This window comes from Micromonospora sp. CA-269861, from assembly GCF_050948505.1.
In the GTDB taxonomy this organism is placed as follows: domain Bacteria; phylum Actinomycetota; class Actinomycetes; order Mycobacteriales; family Micromonosporaceae; genus Micromonospora.
Map to the genome: position 1 here is coordinate 6,870,057 of NZ_CP192014.1, position 17,543 is coordinate 6,887,599.

Here is a 17,543-nt window from a genome sequence, read left to right on the forward strand (position 1 = left end):
ACTCATGATCCAGAAACGCGCTGCACAAACCAGATCAGCCCCATAATGGACACGGCTGCGGAAACGGCCCCGGTCGCCCAGAGGCCAGCTTTCGGCGCACGGCGGCGCAGCAGGAACAACAGCGGGAAGACGACAGCGATAATCGTCAACTGAACGACCTCGATGCCGACGTTGAACACCAACAGGGACCACAGCAGGGTCCACGACCACGCCTCGTTGATACCCAGCGCGCCCGCGAAGCCCAGGCCGTGCACGAGGCCGAAGCAGAACACCACACCGAGGCGGATCCAGCCGGCCCGGTCCAGGCTGAGGTGCCCGCGCCCTTCCGTCTCCAGGTCGGTCGCGTGCTGACCACGCCGCCAGATCCCCCACAGGTGCCAGCCGGCGACGACCGCGATCGACAGCGCGATGACCGGCTCCACGATCGCGCCCGACACCTCGACCAGACCGAGCGCGGCGAGCATGAACGTCACCGAGTGCGCCAGGGTGAAGCTGGTCGCCGCGAGCACGATCTCCCGGAGCCGCCGCGAGCCGGCGATGAGCGCCAGCAGGAACAGGATGTGGTCGATCCCGGTCAGCAGGTGCTCGGCGCCGAGGAGGAAGAACTCGCCGAACCGCTGATACCAGGTCTGCGCGGTCGAGAAGGACGGGTTGGCGGCGTCGAGCGCCGCGCTGCCAGAACGGCCGTCGATCTCGTAGGTGACGATCGTCTTCGTACCCTTGACGTAGCCCTCGCCGTCCGGGAAGAGGCCGCTGCGCACGACGTGCTCGTCGACCCGCTCGGGGCAGGTCCAGTCGAGCAGCAGGTCCGCGTACGGCACGCCCTCGCGCTCGCCGATCGTCGCGTCACCCACCTGGGTCGGGAGGCAGGCCGCACCCCGGGAACTGACCGAGAACCGGTCGGAGACGTACTTCAGGACCGCCGACGTGTGACTCCTCAGAGCGGCGGCCTGGGCACCGCTGTCGCCCGCCTCGAAGGCGGCCGTTCCCGACTGGAAGAGCGGGTCGTCGTCACCGGCATCCGCGGCGGAGACGACGAGGAGGTCGTATTCGAGCTCCACCGTCGTCCGAATGTGACCCTCATCTCCCGCCGCAATTTCCGTGTACACAGTCGACGAGAAACCGTGCGCGGACGCCGGTTCGGCGCCCAGAAACGGAACCACCGCTGCGGCGAAACCGACAGCGGCGACGATAACGGTACGGCGGATGCGGCCTGACATTCGACTCCCTCGGTTGGCCAGTGCACGTTGCATGGCCTGGGTGAACACCAGCCCGCGCACCGACGAACCACCGGAGAACAAAACTCCCGCAGGACCGCCCACCGATTGCCGGTGACCGGAATTGAGATAGGAATACGCAGAAGTACGCGCACTTTCCGCCACCACCCGGAGGACGATCACCTTGCGCCCCCCGCTTCGGGCCCTTGCCATGCTGGCCGCGACCGCCGCTCTGGTCACCGCCTGCAACTCCGGCGACGACTGGTCCGAGCCACGTCCGGCGCCCAGCGCCATCGGCACTCTCGGCCCGGGGTTCGTCGACCCCTCCACGAAGCCCGCGCCGGAGGCGACCATCACGCCGCAGCCCGGCTCGTGGGCGGGCGTCCACCCGCCGAAGGACTACCGGGTCGTCCTGCTGACCAGCGGTACGGACAACCCGACGAAGGCCCTCGTGACGGCGGTCAAGGAGTGGGCCGACGACGAGGACGTCGACCTCAGGACGATGGTCGTCGGCAGTGCGCACGACACCGTTCCCAGCATCGCCAAGGCGATGGAGATGGGCCCGGACCTCATCGTCAGCGCGGGCAACGACCTCGTCGACGCACTGGCGCTCGTCACCCCGAACCACCTGGACGAGAAGTTCCTCGTGGTCGGCGCGGAACTGGCCGAGCCCACCCACAACGTCACGGCTGTCGACTGGGACGGTGCGTCGTTCCGTGGTGAGGGGCTCGGCATGTCCTCGACGTACGACCCGAACTCGTTCACCGCGGAGCGCTGCTCGGCGGCCATCCGGGCGGGCACGGCAGCGGTCCTCAACGACCTGACCGGGATCGTGGTCTGGCTCTGACGGCCAGCGGTCGGACACGCCGGGACTGCGGCTCGGAAACGGCCGATCCGACACCCTGCTACGGGCAGCGCCGGACCGCGAGGATCGGGACGGAATTTCTGATGATCAGCAGCTAGAGTGCGGCCAACACCCCCTCACCGGAGATCACGTGAACCGTATATCTTCCACAATGTCGCGCCTTGCCACGGCAACAGCGCTGCTGGCAACGGCCACCCTCTTCAGCGCCCCGAACGCGGCAGTTGCCGCCGAGGCCCTGCCCGATCTGTTCGTCTCGTTCGACCGCGAGCCCGTTGCTGAGATCGACAACAACGGCAGCACCGTCGGCATGTACGTCTACAACTACGGCGAAGCTCCCGCGACGGGGGTGACCGTCACCCTGGACCTGAGCAAGGTCTCCGACGCGGTCACCGTTTCCGTGCCGGACTGGGACGACCTCTGCAAGCTCGCCGGCACCAAGGTCACCTGCAAGGTCGGAGCCCTCGATGCCGGCCAGATCACGACCGTGCACCCCCTGTCGCTGGCCAGCCGCCAAGGTGCCGCCCCTGGCGACGCCGGTTCGGTGACCGTCACCATCGACGGCATCGAAGACGACATGGCACCGGGCAACGACACCACCTCCTTCCCGGTCACGGTGATCGCGTCCGGCCCCGATCTGGTGGCCGCCGCACAGGACCTGAACGGCAAGAACGAGCCGGTCGGCCCTGGTGACACCGTCCCGCTGTACGCGGGCGTCGGCAACGAGGGCGACACCGCCGCCGAGAACTTCACAGTGCGGGTCGTCGTTCCCACCGGCGCCACGTTCGCCGAGCGGTACAGCGACTGCACCTACACCGACTACTACCCGAACGACATCGGCAAGCCTTACGTGTACGGGCCCGGCGAGGTCAGTTGCGTGGTCCCGACGAGCCTCGAACCCGGCGACGGTCTGCTCTTCTTCGACGACGAGACCGGGAAGTCGCTGTTCAACATCACCTTTGGCCGTAACCTCGACGGCCCGAGCGAGAACTACGGCTCGGTGGATGTCGCCCTCGCCGGGCAGGAGCGCTCGGCCAAGGGCAGCGCCCGTACCAAGGGCACCGGGCCGTCGTTCGCCGACGCCGTTCGTAAGCTCGAGGCGAAGGGCGCGAAGGGCGGTCTCGCGAAGCAGCGCGCCGCGCAGCGCGAGCTCGACGAGTCCGACAACTACGCGTCGTTCGGGTTCTGGAGCAAGCCGAACACCCTCGACATCTCGGTGAACGCGCCGGCCGTGAAGGGCGCCGTCGGTCAGACGGTCAACGTCGCCTACGAGGTCGTCAACAACGGCCCCTCCGACGGCGGCGGCCCGTCCGTGATCATCACTGCGCCGACCGGCACGGTCCTGCTGCCCAGCGAGTGGTGCTGGACCGACGGCACCGAGTACGAGACGTTGCCGGAATCGGCCAAGCTCCGGTGCAACTTCGAGAGCGAGTTCCCGACCACGGCTTCCGGTTGGGGCCGTATCAAGTCGACGGTCCAGGTGAAGATCAAGTCCGCTCCGGGCACCGACGGCACGATCGTGGCCCGCAGCGTCACCCCGGCGTCCGAGTCCAAGCCGGAGAACAACACCGCGCAGATCGTCATCACCACCGGCGCCGCCGGTGGAGGTGGCGGTGACGGTGACGATGACGGCGGCAGCCTTCCCATCACCGGCGCACCGGCGGCCATGCTCGCCGGCGGCGGTGCGGCGGTGCTCGCGCTCGGCGCTGTGCTGTTCGTGCTGTTCCGCCGTCGCCGCGTGGTGCTGCAGCTCCCGCGCGACTGATTCAGCAACAGACAACAACGGGGGTGGGCCGACTCTGGCCCACCCCCGCTGTGTTGCCGCAGTGTCGAGGCTGGCTATCTCGGCCCGCGGTCCAGGAACTCGTAGGTGGTGGTGAGGCCCTCGGGCAGGTCGGGGACCAGGGCGTTGGTGCCGTCGACCACCTGGACGTAGCGCTTCCCCTGGAAGATCGAGTAGCTGCCGTCAGGAACCTGGTCGATCCGGAAGAGCTGCGTCGAGGCGGCGGCGTCACACGCCCGGCCGCGTACGCTGCCCGGCGCGACGTCGTGCACGACTGTCATGCAGACCGCGTCGGCACCGGACGCCAGGAGGATCCGGTACCTGTCGCCCTCGGGGCGCAGCACCCACAGCGCCCGATCGTCGATGCCCTGTTCGGTGGTGGCCCGCACCTGATCGCCGTCGCTGTCGATCGCGAGGGTGGCCCCGCGCATGCCGGGGAGCACGATCTGGACCTGCCGCCGGCCGCCGAGGATCTCCTGCGGTCCCGCCGACGGGGTCGCGGACGGAACCACTGACGGTGCGACCTGGGTGGCCGGGCCGACGCCTGGCGTTTCGACGTTCTTCCGCACCTGCAGCAGAGTGGTGCCAGCGGCGACGGCCACCACGGCCAGCCCCGCCGCGCCGACGGCCGCCCGACGCCGCCGACGCCTGTCGCTGCGATGCCGCAACGTCTGTGCCCCCGGCAGCGTGGTGACTCGCCGGACCTCGTCCACGATCGCGGTGAGATCGTCGCGCGGATCAGCCATGGGAGGTCTCCTCCTGATGCGCATCGGTCAGCAACCCGGCCATCGCTCTCCGCCCACGGGCGAGGTACGTCTTCACCGTTCCGACGGGGGCCTGCATCTCGGCTGCCACCTCCGCGACGCTGAGATCGTTGAGGTGGTGCAGCACGACGGCCCGCCGCTCGTTGGCGCTCAGCCGTTGCAGCGCCTGCAACAGTGCGACATGGTCCTCGTTCAGGCCGGGCACACCCTGGTCGACAGCGGCCCGGCGGTGTGCGCGTACCCGGTTGAACGCCTTGCGCCAGCTGCTCACCGCGATCCGGGAGGCCACCCGGCGGACCCACGCCTCCGGACTGTCCGTCTCCCGCACCGTCCGCCACCGCTGCCAGGCCCGCATGAACGCCTCGGCGACGGCGTCCTCGGCCTCGGCCCGGTTGCCGGTGAGCGCGTACACGTGACCCACGACGCGACCCGCACAGGCCGCGTAGAGGGCGTCGAACTCTTCGGCATCACGCATCCGACCGGTGCCCTCCAACGCCTCGTCCCCTGGTCACCGCCGCATGGAACTCGCCCGGGTGGAGCGGTCGCGTCGGCGCGGGGCGAGTTTGTGGCCTCTGTCACACCGGAGTGATCAACCTTACGAGCTGGCCAGGCGTCATCGTGCCGACCCGGGAGATGCCCGTGGCGGAGAGGACGATGTGCGACGACGGCAACGACGCGCCCTGACAGCCGGCGTACTCGCGACCACGCTGGTTGCGGCGGGCCTGACCGCCCAACCGGCGAACGCGCGGGAGAGGCCGGCGGCCACCGTCCCCGGCGCCCACGGGACCTTCACCCTGATCACCGGGGACCGGGTGTCGTTGGACGCGGCGGGTCGCCCGCAGATCCAGCGCGGGCCGGGTCGGGCCGGGATGCGGTTCGTGAGCAGCCGGGAGGACGGTCACGAGTACGTCATCCCGGTGGACGCGATGCCACTGGTGCGGGACGGGCGGCTCGACCGGCGGCTGTTCGACCTCACCACGCTCGGCGAGTTCGGCTACGACGACCGGGCAGCCGAGTTGCCGCTGCTGGTCGCGTACCCCGAGAACATGGCGGCGCGGGCGCGGACCGCGACCACCGGGGGTGCCGGGCGCGTGCGGGCCGACCTCCCGGCCGCCCACGCGCTCGCGGTCCGGGCGGACCGGGAGGACCGGGTGACGCTCTGGGCGTCGCTCACCCGCGGTACGTCGTCCGCGCGCACCCTCACCGCAGGGGTCACCCACATCTGGCTGGACGGCAAGCGCACGGTCTCCCTCGATCGAAGCGTGCCGCAGATCGGCGCCCCGGCGGCGTGGCAGGCCGGTTTCGACGGCTCAGGCGTCACCGTCGGCGTGCTGGACACCGGGATCGACGCCAGCCACCCCGACTTCGCCGGCCACCTCACCGAGGTCCGGGACTTCACCGGCGGCGACGACCCCAGCGACTCGGTCGGCCACGGCACCCACGTGGCGTCGACGATCGTCGGCAGCGGCGCGGCATCCGGTGGCAGGTACCGCGGGGTGGCGCCGGGGGCGAAGCTGCTCGTCGGCAAGGTCTGCGCCACCACCGAGTGCCAGGACTCGGACATCATCACCGGCATGCAGTGGCTCGCGCCGCGGACCCGGGTGGTCAACCTGAGCGTGGGCGGCGACGACGCACCCGGCCTCGACCCGCTGGAGAACGCGGTCCAGGAGCTGAGCCACCAGTACGGCACCCTCTTCGTGGTCGCGGCCGGCAACGAGGGGAAGCCGAAGTCGGTCTCCTCGCCGGCCTCCGCCGACGACGCTCTCGCCGTCGCCGCGGTGGACGCCGACGACCAGCGGGCCTACTTCTCCAGCCGGGGCCCGCGCGTCGGCGACAACCACATCAAGCCCGAGATCAGCGCGCCGGGCGTCGACATCGTGGCCGCCGCCCCCGGCGGTGACTACGCCACCATGTCGGGTACGTCGATGGCGACTCCGCACGTGGCCGGCACCGCCGCGATTCTCGCCGGACAGCACCCGGACTGGACCGGCCCGCAACTCAAGGCCGCCCTGATGGGCTCGGCCAAGCCGACCGGCGCGGACACCATCTACGAGCAGGGCGCCGGCCGGGTGGACATCGCCCGCGCGGTCGCCCAGCCCGTCGCCGCCGACGTCGCCGCCATCGACTTTCCGGTGCAGCGCTGGCCGCATGGCGACGACAGCCCGATCACCCAGGTGGTCGGCTACCGCAACACGGGCACCGCGCCGGTCACCCTGGCGCTGGCCATCGCCCCGGCCCCGGCCGGCATGCTCACCGTCAGCCCGACCTCGCTCGTGGTGCCGGCCGGCGGCCGCGCCGAGGCGACGATCACGGTGGACACCCGGGTGGACGCCCCGGACGGCGTCTACCAGGGGGCGCTCACCGCGACCGGCGCCGGCGACCTGCGGGTACGGACGCCCTTCGCGCTGAACCGTGAGATCGAGAGCTACGACGTACGGCTCAACCACACCGGACGCGACGGCAAGCCGGCCACCGAGTACACGACAGTGGCGGCGAACCTGACCACCGGCGAGTTCAGCACCCTCGACGCGACACCGGGCGGCGGCGTCCTGCGGCTGCCCAAGGGTCGGTACGCGCTGTACAGCACCATCCACGAGGGCACCGTGTCGACTCTGCTCGCGCAGCCGGTCCTGGACGTACGCGGGCCGGTCACCGAGGCGGTCGACGCCCGCACCGCCAAGCCGGTCGCGGTGACAGTGCCGCAGCGCGACGCCGCCCCGATCTCGATCAACGTGAGCGCCAACTGGGACGACGGCTTCCGTTACCCGGGCGTCCAGCTCAGCGGGGTGTCCTTCGCGGACGTCTTCTTCGGCCGGATCGGGCCCGCCGTCGCGGCACCCGAGTTCACCGCGACGCTGGGCGTGGGGCTCGCGCGACCGGGCAAGGACGGCACCTTCCGGAACAGCCCCTACACCTACGACCTGGCGTACGTCGGCAAGGGCGACATGTTCACCGGCCTGGCCAGGAAGCTGTCGCCGAAGAACCTGGCCACGGTCAGGACGACCTACCGCAGCCAGTCCGAGACGACGACGGCCACCCGGTTCCACCGCGCCTCGGCGCCCGGAGGCTCGGGCCCGATCGGGTCGAACACGCCTGTCGACCTGCCGTTCACGGGCACCGAGTACTACAACACCGACGGCGGCATCGTCTGGACGTCCACGTTCGTCGAGGGGGACAACCTCACGACGCAGGATTCGACGTTCACGGCGGGGCGTACGTACGCCCAGACGTGGAACGCGGCACCCTTCGGGCCTACAGTGGCCCAGGCACCGACCCTGTCACCAGTGGGGTACGCGGGCCGCGACGGCGACACCATCTCGCTCGCGTCGGTGCCCCTCTTCGGGGACGCGACAGGGCGCCCGGCGAGCCGCGACGACCGGCCGGTGCGGCTCCGGCTGCTGCGCGACGGTAAGGAGATCGGCACCTCGGACAGCCCGTGGGCCGAGTTCGCGGTGCCCGCCGGGAAGGCCACCTACCGTCTGGAGGCGAGCGCCACCCGAGGCGCCCCGGACACGCTGTCGACGTCGGTCTCGGTGGCCTGGACCTTCACCTCGGCGCACACCACGTCGCCGGAGCGGTTGCCGCTGACGACGGCCCGCCCGACGCCGGCGCTCGACGACACCAACACGGCACGGACGGGCCGGATCATGGCGATCCCCGTGGCGCTGGACCGGCAGGCCGGCTCGAAGGCCGCGGCCAACCGCACGCTCGGCGTGTCCGCGTCGTTCGACGACGGGCGTACCTGGGTCGCGTTGCCGGTGCTCCGGAACGTCGCTCTCATCAGTCACCCGCGACGGGCCGGATTCGTCTCGCTGCGACTGACCGCCACCGACACTGCCGGCAACACTGTCACGCAGACGATCCTGCGGGCCTATCGGATCGCCTGACGCACCGCCCGGTCCCGGGGCGGCGGCCCGCCTGAGCCGCCGCCCCGGAGCCCGTCCCGGCTGGCTGTCACACCTGTCGATCGGGGTGCGGTGACCGAGGACACGGTGCACTGACTCCGCTGAGGTAGTGGAATCAGAGGTGTGGGCAGAGAAGGCACCGGAGAGTGACGTGGTGAGGTCAGCTCTTTCGCCCAGCGCCGGCACGACGTCCACGGCGAACGACCCGATCCGGGTGACGGCCGCCCAACGGCAGCGCTGGGCGGTGGAGACCATGGCTGTCGCGCCCGACGACCAGGTCCTGGAGATCGGCTGCGGTCGGGGAGCGGCCGTCTCCCTGGTCGCCGGCCAACTCACCACCGGCCGGATCGTCGCCATCGACCGCGCCGCGACGATGGTGCGGCTCGCGACCCAGCGCAACCTGAGCCACATCGACGCCGGCACGGCCGAGATCCGGTGTGCCGGGTTCGAGTCGGCCGACCTTCCGGCTGAGCACTTCACCAAGATCTTCGCGGTGAACGTCAGCCTCTTCTGGTTGGGCGACGCCGCGCAGCAGATCGCTCGGATGCGAAGCCTGCTGGCGCCGGGAGGACGGCTCTACGTCTTCGGCGAGCGACCCACGGCCGCACACGCCACCGCGAACCTCACCGCTACCGAACTGCTGCTCGAAACCCACGGTTTCGCCACCACCACATCGAGCGCCACCCGTGGTCAGGGCCAGGTGCTGACCTGTGTCACCGGCACGCCGATCCCGTGAGCCCGGGCTGACCGCAGCGTCGACATGAGCCGGGCGGGCTCGGCGTGACGCCGAGCCCGCCCGTTCCGGATCAGTCGAGCTTGATCAAATCGTGTCAGCGTTGCAGGGTCAGCAGGCCCGGCCGGTACGGCAGGAGGCCGTAGTCGCCGCCGGAGTTGGGGGAACGACCCTGGTAGAGCAGTTGCAGGTTGCAGGCGTTGACGGTCATCGTCTGGTCGGCGCTGGTCCGTAGCAGCTCACCGTGGCTGATGTCGTTGGTCCAGGTGGCGCCGCTGTTGGCCTTACCGGCGAACGGGTTGCTCTCGCTGGTGGCCTGCGGCGTCCACGAACCACCCAGGCTGGTGGCCGTGAACGAACGGAAGTAGCGGCCCTGCGAACCGATCGCCTCGACGATCATCAGGTACTTGTTCAGACCCTGCAGCTTGTAGACCTGAACGGCCTCGAACAGGTTGTTCGTGGTGTCGCTCATGATGGTCGTGTAGTTGCTGCCGAAGCTGCCCGGGAAGTTCCCGATCGGCATGCTGGCCCGGTAGATCTTGCCGTTGTCACCGGCGAAGAACAGGTACATGTTCGTACCGTCACCGATCACCGCCTGATCGATCGGACCGGTACCCGAACCGGTGATGCTCCCACTGAACAACGTCTGCGCCCCGGACCAACCGTTCGGATTCGTCGGATCACTCGAGGTCCGGTACGAGAACGCCGGCCCACCCCACTGATACGCCAACACCCAGATGTTGCGCGGCGCGAAGTAGAACAACGACGGCGCCACCGTCGCGTTGTTCATCGCGTTCTGGCTGGCCGAGCCCATCTGCGAGTAGTTCGAGAAGAGACCGAAGTTCATCGAACCCCACGACGAGCCGTTGTCGTGCGTGGTGGCGTAGACCAACTGCTGCCCGTTGTACGGAGCAACAGTGAAGTCCTTCAACGACACCCACCCCGACCTCGGATTCGCCAACACCCCGGTCGACGACCACCGGTACGTCGACGGAAGATCACACGTGCCGCTCGGCGGCGGGGTCGTCGTCGGGGGCGGCGTGGTGCCGCCGTCGACGCGGACGAACTGCCACTGCTGGTTGCTGCCGTTCCAGTCGTCGTACTGCACGATGTTTCCGCCGTCGGCGGTCGACGCGCCCTGCACCTCCATCACCTTGTTGCTGTTGCGGTTGATCAGCCGGACGTAGCCGCTGTCCGAGTCGGCCAACCGGAACTGCTGGTTGGTGCTGTTGTTGTCGGCCCACTGCACGATGCTGGCGCCGTTGGCGGTCGAGAAGCCCGAGACGTCCAGCACCTTGCCGGACAGCCGCGACTTCACCCGGTAGTAGCCACCACCGGAGTCGACGAACTGCCACTGCTGCTGGTTGCCGTTGTTGCGGGCCCACTGCGTGATCCGGGCGCCGTCATTCGTGGCCAGGTTGTAGACGTCCAGGGCCTTGCCGCTGTTGCGGTTGACCAACACGTACCACGCGCTCGTGTCGACAGTCGCCGCCGCTGCGGGTGACGACACCACCACTACGGCGGCGCCACCGACCATCAGCGCCGCCGCGCTGGCGGCGAGAAGGCGGGGCAACCACCAACGTCGCCGCCGCGACGAGGGTTCGATCGATGGAGACCTATCCAGCGCAGACATGATCCTCCTTCAGTGACCAAGAGCCGAACGGCCTGCCCGAGGGTGGGCGTACCGCGACGCGTGGCCGAGCACGCAGGCGTCAGAGAGTTAGCGTTAACACGATGCCTGCGAGCTGTGGCGCACGCCTGATTCGAGATCGACGAAGCAGGGCTTGCCCGGAAAGCCGAGGTGTCGTCGTCCTTAGGCATCGACTGTGAGCGATAACATGCCGTTCGTCAAGACGTAACGTGCTGGGAACATCGGTCGTTGTCGAGCTGCGGATCTTGGCGCGAAACCTCTTCCACCGACTTCCCGCAGGCATCGCCCTGGATCCCGGACCAGACCATGGGCGGGACCCTTGAGGAGCCGCCGCGAGCACGTTAACATCGACGTTTGCCCATTGCCTGGGGGGCGGTGCGACTCAGCCCTGCACCTCGACCGGGTAAAGCGCTGGCGCGGCGACGAGTCAGACCGCGCCTCGGTCAACCAGGCTGAAAGTGGTGTCGATCGGGGCGTCGCCGAGGAACTCGACGTAGATCACCTTCTTGCTCGGGCTCCACTGCACCACGCCGTACTCGTCGTTGATGATGGAGTAGGAGGTGCGCCCCTTGTCGTCCTTGCCCTCGCGGGACATCGCGAACACTGTCGCCTTGGTCGGCTGACAGTCGGCTCCCACCAGCGACGCGTACCCCTCTGAATCGATCTTGACCCCGAGGCACGGTCGGTGGGCGATGTCCGGGTTGACGGATTTGATCATGTAGTCGACACCGACCGGTTCGAGCACGAAGAGCGCATCCTTGCCGGTCCCGTCGCCGACCTCGACCTCGCCGTGAGACGGCAGCGACAGGTCACGGTTGATCTCTACCACGTGCAGCAGGAATCGCCGCTGACCGGCCAGCATGGCCCGGGTGGGGTCCACGCTTGCCGACGGTGAGGCGGTCGGCGTACCCGATGTGGGCGTTGGCGTGGCGGCCGTCGGCCCGCTCGCCGCCGGGCTGCCGGTCGTCGTCGAACCGTCGGGGTCCGGGTTGGACTGCCCCCGCAGCAGCTTCGGGCCGAACAGCGAAGCGGGCACCAGCACCGCGATCACTGCGGCGGTCACCCCCAGTGCGGTGAGCAGGCGACGCCGGCGTGAGTTGGCGCGACCGGCAGTGGCCAGACCCGGTGGCGTCGACCGCTGGCCCTGGTCATCACCAGCGGCAGTGGGCGACACAGTCGCCGCAGGCGTCCCGCCGAGGAGCTGTGCCGCCCCGCCGGCACCCCCGGGCGACGCCGCGGTCAACAACCCGTCGAGCAACTCCCGGGCGGTGGGCCGGGCAGCGGGATCCTTCTCCAACGCACGGGAGACCAACTCCCGCATCGGCCCGCCGAGCCCGGTCAGGTCCGGCGGTTGGGTGAGGATCCGCATCGCGGTGGCGGTGGCGGAGTCACCCCCGAACGGGTTGCGGCCGGTCGCGGCATGGGCGACCAGGGCACCCCAGGCGAAGATGTCCGCGGCCGGGCCCACCGGACGGCCGGACGCCGTATCGAACCGCTCCGGAGCCATGTACGAGACGGTGCCGACCATCTGGTTGGTCCGGGTGTGCTGGCTCGTCGCCTCGAACGCTCTGGCAATGCCGAAGTCGATGACCTTGATCCCACCCGGTGCGATCAGGACGTTCGCCGGCTTCAGGTCGCGGTGGATCACCCCGGCGCCATGGATGGCGGTGAGCGCGGTGGCCACCCCAACCGCGATGCTGTGCAGTTGCGCGGCCCCCAGCGGCCCCTGTTCCCGAACCACCTGGGCCAGACTGGGGCCCTCGACGTACTCCACCACCAGATACGGCGGGTCATGGTCCGGGTCGGCGTCCAGAACCTCGGCCGTGCAGAACGGTGGAACCTGGCGGGCGCGGTTCACCTCACTACGGAACCGCCCCCGGAACTCCTCGTCGTGCGAGAGCTCCGGACGGACGACCTTGACCGCCACCCGCCGCCCTTGAGGCGAGCGGGCCAGGAAGACAGTGCCCATGCCCCCGTCGCCGAGCCGCTCGAGCACCTCGTACCCACCGAGGCGTGCCGGGTCACCGGGGCGCAACCCGTCGCTCACGCCGCGACCACCGCGCGAACCGTTCCGCCTATCACCAGTTCCCCTTAGGTCACTCCGACGCCGGCCGCAGCCTATCGCCCGACCACCGAGCCCCGTCGATGCCGTCCAGGAGTGGGGCAGACGGTGGTCGGATCATCAACGATCCGACCACCCGGCGCGATCGCACGAACTATCGGCGGCTCCACTGCTGGTTGGTCTGACCGGTGCAGGTCCAGAGGACGAGCTTCGTGCCGTTGCCGGTACCCACGTTGTAGGGGTCCAGGCAGAGGCCGGACTGCACGCCGGTGATGGTGCCGTTGGCGTTGACGTTCCACTGCTGGTTCGTTCCGCCGTGGCAGTCGTAGATGGTGACCAGGGTGCCCGGGGAGGTGCCGTAGCCGGCGGCGTCGAGGCACTTGTTGCCGTACACGGTCAGCGTCTTGCTGCTCGTGTAGGTCCACTGTTGGTTGGTGCGGCCGTGACAGTCCCACAACTGCACCTGGGTGCCGTTGGTGGTGGAGGAGCCGGGGACGTCGACGCAGCGGCCGGACAGGGCGCCCACGATCGCAGTGGTCGGTGCGGTGCCGCTGCCCGGGTCGCCGATGCTGCCGGGCACCGACTGCAGGGCGCTGTACCAGCGGGCAGCCATCTTGTCGTAGCCCCCGGACGTGGGGTGGACGCCGTCGATCAGGTCGGCGGTGGTGAGGGCGCTGTGCATGTCGACCAGGCGCACCCGCTTGCCGGCGTTCACCTTGCTCTGCACGATGCCGGGGATCGCCGCGTTGAAGGTGCGTGCGGCCGCATCCTGGTTGCTGTTGGAGAGCGGGATGATCTGCGCGACGAACACCTCCGCGTTGGGAGCGGTGGCGGTGATCCGGTCGATCAGGGTGGAGAGCCTGTTCGGCGCGGTGCTCACGTTGTAGTTCTGAAGGATGTCGTTGGTGCCGATGTGCAGCAGGACGGTCTGCGGCCGTTGGGTGTTCAGCCAGCCGACGATGTTCGCGTCGATCTGGTCGATGCGCCAGCCGGGATGCCCCTGGTGGTCGTGGTCACCAGGCTGGCTGGCCCGTTGAACTGCGACCCGACGAAGTCCACCGTGTATCGACCGTTGACGAGGCGTTGCCAGAGCCCGATGCGGTACCCGCCCGGCACCTGGGTGCCCTCGGTGATGGAGTCGCCGAGCGGCATCACCCGCACCCCGCCGTTGGATTCCGCGTTGGCCGGACCGGTCGACGTCAGCACCCCGGCGAGGACAACACCGAGTGCGGCAGTCGCCGCGAGCCATCTTGCCCTCGTTCGCATAGGTTTCTCCCCTGCAGTGGTAGTGCTGACGGAGGAGTCAGGCCGTCGCGACGACGCCACATCGGCATGACGATGCCGTCGCAGCACTGGGACGGATTGTTAACGCTAACAGCGATCCCTGTAAATTCTTGTCGCTGACCTGCCCTACGTCAAGCACCGGAAGCTCCGGTCGACGCGCACCGGGATCAGCGTGATCCACTCCGGTTCCGATGGGCAAGGTGGTGCCACCGAGACGCTAGTGGCACGTACACCGAATGTAGGTCTTTTTCGCATAAGACCGTTTGATGTGAGGAACGCTCGACTACGTTCGCCTTGGTGGCGACAACCGATTTGTCGCCTTCTGCACTGACTGTGACGTGCAGGGACATGGTGTACGGAGAAGGGCTGGGTAGCTCGATGTCCAACTATCTGCACCCGAACATGAGCGAAGTAGCGGCAGGTCAGGCCGCTCTGCCGAAGAGGCGGCGGGCGCGTTGGCTCGTCGCCGGGGTGGCCGGGTTGACAGGTGTGGTCGGTCTGGCCGCCTTCACCCCGGCCGGAGCGAGCGGAGCGTTCGGGGAGAGCGGTAACAGCCCGTCGAACGCCGGAACGCAGGTCCTCGCCGACGGCAGCCGGAGCAGCGGCGACGACCACGGAGGCCAGGACCCGGGCGGCCGCGACGGCAAGGATCACAAGAAGGACAACGACCATCGGGACGACAGGGGCGACGACTTCCGGTCCGTGCCCTGCAACGCTGACGAGTTGATCGCGGCGATCGTCCGCGCGAACGCCGGCTCCGGCGCGAAGCTCCGGCTCGCCGAGAAGTGCACCTACACGCTCACCAGGTCGGCACCCCAGCCACCGGTGCCCTTCGGTGCGGTCGGCCTGCCGATCATCACCCAGCAGGTCGTGATCGACGGGAACGGCTCCACAATCGTCCGCGCGGCCAACGCCACCCCGTTCCGGATCCTCGAGGTCGGAACCGGCGGCGACCTGACGCTGCGCGACGCCACCATCAAGGGCGGCCTGGCCGACGGTGGGATCGGCCAAGGCGGCGGTGGCATCCGGATCGACGTCGGCGGCAGGGCCGTCATCGAGAACACCGAGGTGGTCTACAACCACACCAACGGCCCGGGTGGCGGCATCGCCAACTTCGGCGTCACGAAGATCCTTGGCGGGAGCGACCACGGCAAGGACTGGGACGGCAAGGACAAGGACAAGAAGAAGGGCGGCGTCAGCAACATCAGCAACAACAGCGCCGTGTTCGACGGCGGTGGCATCTTCACCAACGGCAACCTCACCGTGCAGAACACCCGACTGAGCTACAACAACACCATCGGGGTCTTCAGCATCACGCCCATCGGTGGCGCCGGTGGCGGGTTGTCGAACAGCAGCGTCGCCGTGCTCGAGAACGTCCACCTGCACAACAACACCGCAGGCTTCCGTGGCGGCGGCATCCGCGGCGGCATCAACTCCACCACCGAGGCCAGGAACGTTGAGGTCAACGAGAACCGAGCCGGCAGCGAGGGCGGCGGGATCTTCAGCGACGGCGTCTTCCACCTCAAGCACAGCAAGGTCCACCACAACGAAGCCGGCCAACGCGGCGGCGGCGTCTTCAACCAGATCAACCAGTTCGTTGCCGAAGACAGCCGGATCAGCGAGAACGTCGCGAGCACGAACAGCACCATCGAACACGGCGGTGGCATCTACAACGGCAGTGGCACCGTCGTACTGCGCCGCACCCACGTCGACCGGAACCGGGCCATCGGCTCAAGCTCCCAGGGCGGTGGAATCTACAACAACGCCACGCTCAACCTGACCGAAAGCAAGGTCACCGACAACATCTCCACCCTGGCACCCGGCGGGATCTTCAACGACGGCGGCCAGGTCACCGTGGACCAGAAGACGGTCATCAGCGGCAACCGGCCCACGAACTGCACACCCAGCTCACCGCCTGTTCCCAACTGCTTCGGCTGATCACCCGATCGCCTCAACAGTCAGGCCGTGAAGGTCTGGCATCCGGTCCCGCACAGGTTCGGTCACGAAGACTGGACCTGCGGCGGGACCGGATGCCGTCTCCGGGACGACCGTGGCTCTGCCGCAGCCCGACGGTCGCGAGCCTTCTGGCATGCACCGCCCGCAGGTGTTCCTCTCGTGGAAGCCGATGCAGCTCCAGGTCAGGTCTATCGCCGAGCGACCCGGCCGACCTCTTCGCCGCATGGCTGTCGACCGGGTGACCGCTCGCTGGTCAGGAGGCGCAGGTGTTGAGCATGCCCTGTAGCGCCGACTTCTCCGACGACTGCAGGGTCAGGCCCCAGCTGTACTTCACGGTGATCCACATTTTGCTGTAGGTGCACCGGTACGACGCCAGTGAAGGCTGCCAGGTGGAGGGGTCCTGGTCGCCCTTGGACTGGTTGACGTTGTCCGTCACCGCGATCAACTGGGGTCGGGTGAGGTCGTTGGCAAAGCTCTGTCGGCGGCTGGTTGTCCAGGAGTTGGCGCCGGAGCGCCAGGCTTCGGCCAGGGGCACGACGTGGTCGATGTCGACGTCGGCGGCGGCAGTCCAGGTCGCCCCGTCGTACGGGCTGTACCAGCGGCCTGAGGTCGCCGCGCAGGAGCTGTCGACGACGACGGAGGTTCCGTCGCGCTTGAGGACCTGCTCGCGGGTGTTGCAGCTGCCGCTGACCGTGATCCAGTGCGGGAACAGGTCGCGGGAGTAGCCGCTGGTCGAGCCCTGGGTGGCCACGGTCAGGGCGTTGAGCTGGGACTGTGCTGTCGCCTTGGACGGGATCCCGGGAGGCGTGGCCAAGGCCGGCTGCGCACTCACAACAGCCAGGCAGGCCCCCGCGAGGGCGGTGACCGCGATCGCGCCGACACGGTGCATGAGACGTGAGAAGGGAGTAGCAGAGGGCGCGATCGGCATGGGCGGCAGCCTTTCGTCAGGGGGTGGAGCCCAACCGTCGCTGATGACCATGTACATCGAAGGTCATGCCCGTAAAGGAAGTCCGTCTGTTGGCTGAGCAGTCGGGCATCCTCTCGACGCCGTGCAAGATCAGCTCGGCCACGAGAGGGGCAGGTCAACGTCCAGGCGCCTCAGGCCTGACTACGGAAAGTGACGGGGCCCACATGACTCCCACGCGACACCCACTGTCCAAACGGGGCGATCAACAAAAAACGCCTGACCGCGTTTCCGCAGGCCAGACGTCTGATGATCTTGTGCGCCCGAAGGGACTCGAACCCCTAACCTTCTGATCCGTAGTCAGATGCTCTATCCATTGAGCTACGGGCGCTTGTGCTCAGCCAGTGTACACACCCGGCTTT

13 protein-coding genes, 1 tRNA gene and 1 pseudogene are annotated in these 17,543 nt (G+C 68.7%); 5 read left to right on the forward strand and 10 right to left on the reverse strand.

The annotated features are described in order from the left end of the window. Positions 1 to 2: 2 nt before the first annotated feature. Positions 3 to 1,400: a HupE/UreJ family protein gene (locus ACQP0U_RS31640; protein WP_433314253.1), complete on the reverse strand. Its 1,398-nt coding sequence runs from the start codon at positions 1,398 to 1,400 to the stop codon at positions 3 to 5. A 1-nt stretch (position 1,401) separates the two neighbouring features. On the opposite strand from ACQP0U_RS31640, the gene ACQP0U_RS31645 reads away from it, so the two are divergent. Both ACQP0U_RS31645 and ACQP0U_RS31650 read left to right on the forward strand, forming a co-directional pair. Beyond that, entirely contained in the window at positions 1,402 to 2,064 is a 663-nt protein-coding gene (locus ACQP0U_RS31645) for a hypothetical protein (RefSeq protein WP_433314256.1), read from the forward strand. A gap of 169 nt (positions 2,065 to 2,233) precedes the next feature. Next, positions 2,234 to 3,844 (forward strand): peptidase, encoded by a 1,611-nt coding sequence (locus ACQP0U_RS31650; RefSeq protein WP_433314259.1) that lies wholly within the window; start codon positions 2,234 to 2,236, stop codon positions 3,842 to 3,844. Between the two features lie 74 nt (positions 3,845 to 3,918). Here the strand turns inward: ACQP0U_RS31650 and ACQP0U_RS31655 are convergent, their stop codons facing one another. Together ACQP0U_RS31655 and ACQP0U_RS31660 are read right to left on the reverse strand one after the other, a co-directional pair. Continuing rightward, complete coding sequence (locus tag ACQP0U_RS31655) at positions 3,919 to 4,608, reverse strand: hypothetical protein (protein WP_433314262.1); 690 nt, start codon at positions 4,606 to 4,608, stop codon at positions 3,919 to 3,921. Next, positions 4,601 to 5,101 (reverse strand): sigma-70 family RNA polymerase sigma factor, encoded by a 501-nt coding sequence (locus ACQP0U_RS31660; protein WP_124822440.1) that lies wholly within the window; start codon positions 5,099 to 5,101, stop codon positions 4,601 to 4,603. Before ACQP0U_RS31660 ends, ACQP0U_RS31655 begins: the two co-directional genes overlap by 8 nt. A gap of 181 nt (positions 5,102 to 5,282) precedes the next feature. Between ACQP0U_RS31660 and ACQP0U_RS31665 the strand changes: the two genes are divergently transcribed. Then, positions 5,283 to 8,513 carry a S8 family peptidase gene (locus tag ACQP0U_RS31665; RefSeq protein WP_433314265.1) on the forward strand — a complete coding sequence of 1,077 codons (3,231 nt, stop codon included), beginning with the start codon at positions 5,283 to 5,285 and terminating at the stop codon, positions 8,511 to 8,513. Between the two features lie 172 nt (positions 8,514 to 8,685). After that, positions 8,686 to 9,267: a class I SAM-dependent methyltransferase gene (locus tag ACQP0U_RS31670; RefSeq protein ID WP_433314268.1), complete on the forward strand. Its 582-nt coding sequence runs from the start codon at positions 8,686 to 8,688 to the stop codon at positions 9,265 to 9,267. A 94-nt stretch (positions 9,268 to 9,361) separates the two neighbouring features. Here ACQP0U_RS31670 and ACQP0U_RS31675 read toward each other — a convergent pair whose 3' ends face one another. From ACQP0U_RS31675 to ACQP0U_RS31695, 5 genes and pseudogenes are all read right to left on the reverse strand, one after another. Next, positions 9,362 to 10,897 (reverse strand): non-reducing end alpha-L-arabinofuranosidase family hydrolase, encoded by a 1,536-nt coding sequence (locus tag ACQP0U_RS31675; RefSeq protein WP_433314271.1) that lies wholly within the window; start codon positions 10,895 to 10,897, stop codon positions 9,362 to 9,364. Between the two features lie 445 nt (positions 10,898 to 11,342). Then, the gene (locus ACQP0U_RS31680; protein WP_433314273.1) at positions 11,343 to 12,962 is read right to left on the reverse strand and encodes a serine/threonine protein kinase; all 1,620 of its coding nucleotides are present in this window, start codon (positions 12,960 to 12,962) and stop codon (positions 11,343 to 11,345) included. A gap of 169 nt (positions 12,963 to 13,131) precedes the next feature. Beyond that, positions 13,132 to 13,659, reverse strand: a complete 528-nt coding sequence (locus ACQP0U_RS31685) for a ricin-type beta-trefoil lectin domain protein (protein WP_433321316.1) — start codon at positions 13,657 to 13,659, stop codon at positions 13,132 to 13,134. Further along, positions 13,636 to 13,959 (reverse strand): annotated as a pseudogene (locus tag ACQP0U_RS31690) (SGNH/GDSL hydrolase family protein); the annotation flags it as partial. The pseudogene ACQP0U_RS31690 and the gene ACQP0U_RS31685, both read right to left, overlap by 24 nt. Further along, positions 13,923 to 14,243, reverse strand: coding sequence for a hypothetical protein (locus ACQP0U_RS31695; protein ID WP_433321367.1), 321 nt, complete (start codon positions 14,241 to 14,243; stop codon positions 13,923 to 13,925). The gene ACQP0U_RS31695 and the pseudogene ACQP0U_RS31690, both read right to left, overlap by 37 nt. A gap of 366 nt (positions 14,244 to 14,609) precedes the next feature. Here ACQP0U_RS31695 and ACQP0U_RS31700 point away from each other — a divergent pair, with 366 nt between their 5' ends. After that, positions 14,610 to 16,199 (forward strand): hypothetical protein, encoded by a 1,590-nt coding sequence (locus ACQP0U_RS31700; protein WP_433314276.1) that lies wholly within the window; start codon positions 14,610 to 14,612, stop codon positions 16,197 to 16,199. 271 nt (positions 16,200 to 16,470) lie between these two features. On the opposite strand, the gene ACQP0U_RS31705 is transcribed toward ACQP0U_RS31700, so the two are convergent. Together ACQP0U_RS31705 and ACQP0U_RS31710 are read right to left on the reverse strand one after the other, a co-directional pair. Beyond that, positions 16,471 to 17,106: an HNH endonuclease family protein gene (locus tag ACQP0U_RS31705; protein ID WP_433314279.1), complete on the reverse strand. Its 636-nt coding sequence runs from the start codon at positions 17,104 to 17,106 to the stop codon at positions 16,471 to 16,473. A 333-nt stretch (positions 17,107 to 17,439) separates the two neighbouring features. Next, positions 17,440 to 17,512, reverse strand: a tRNA-Arg gene (locus ACQP0U_RS31710). Positions 17,513 to 17,543 lie beyond the last annotated feature (31 nt).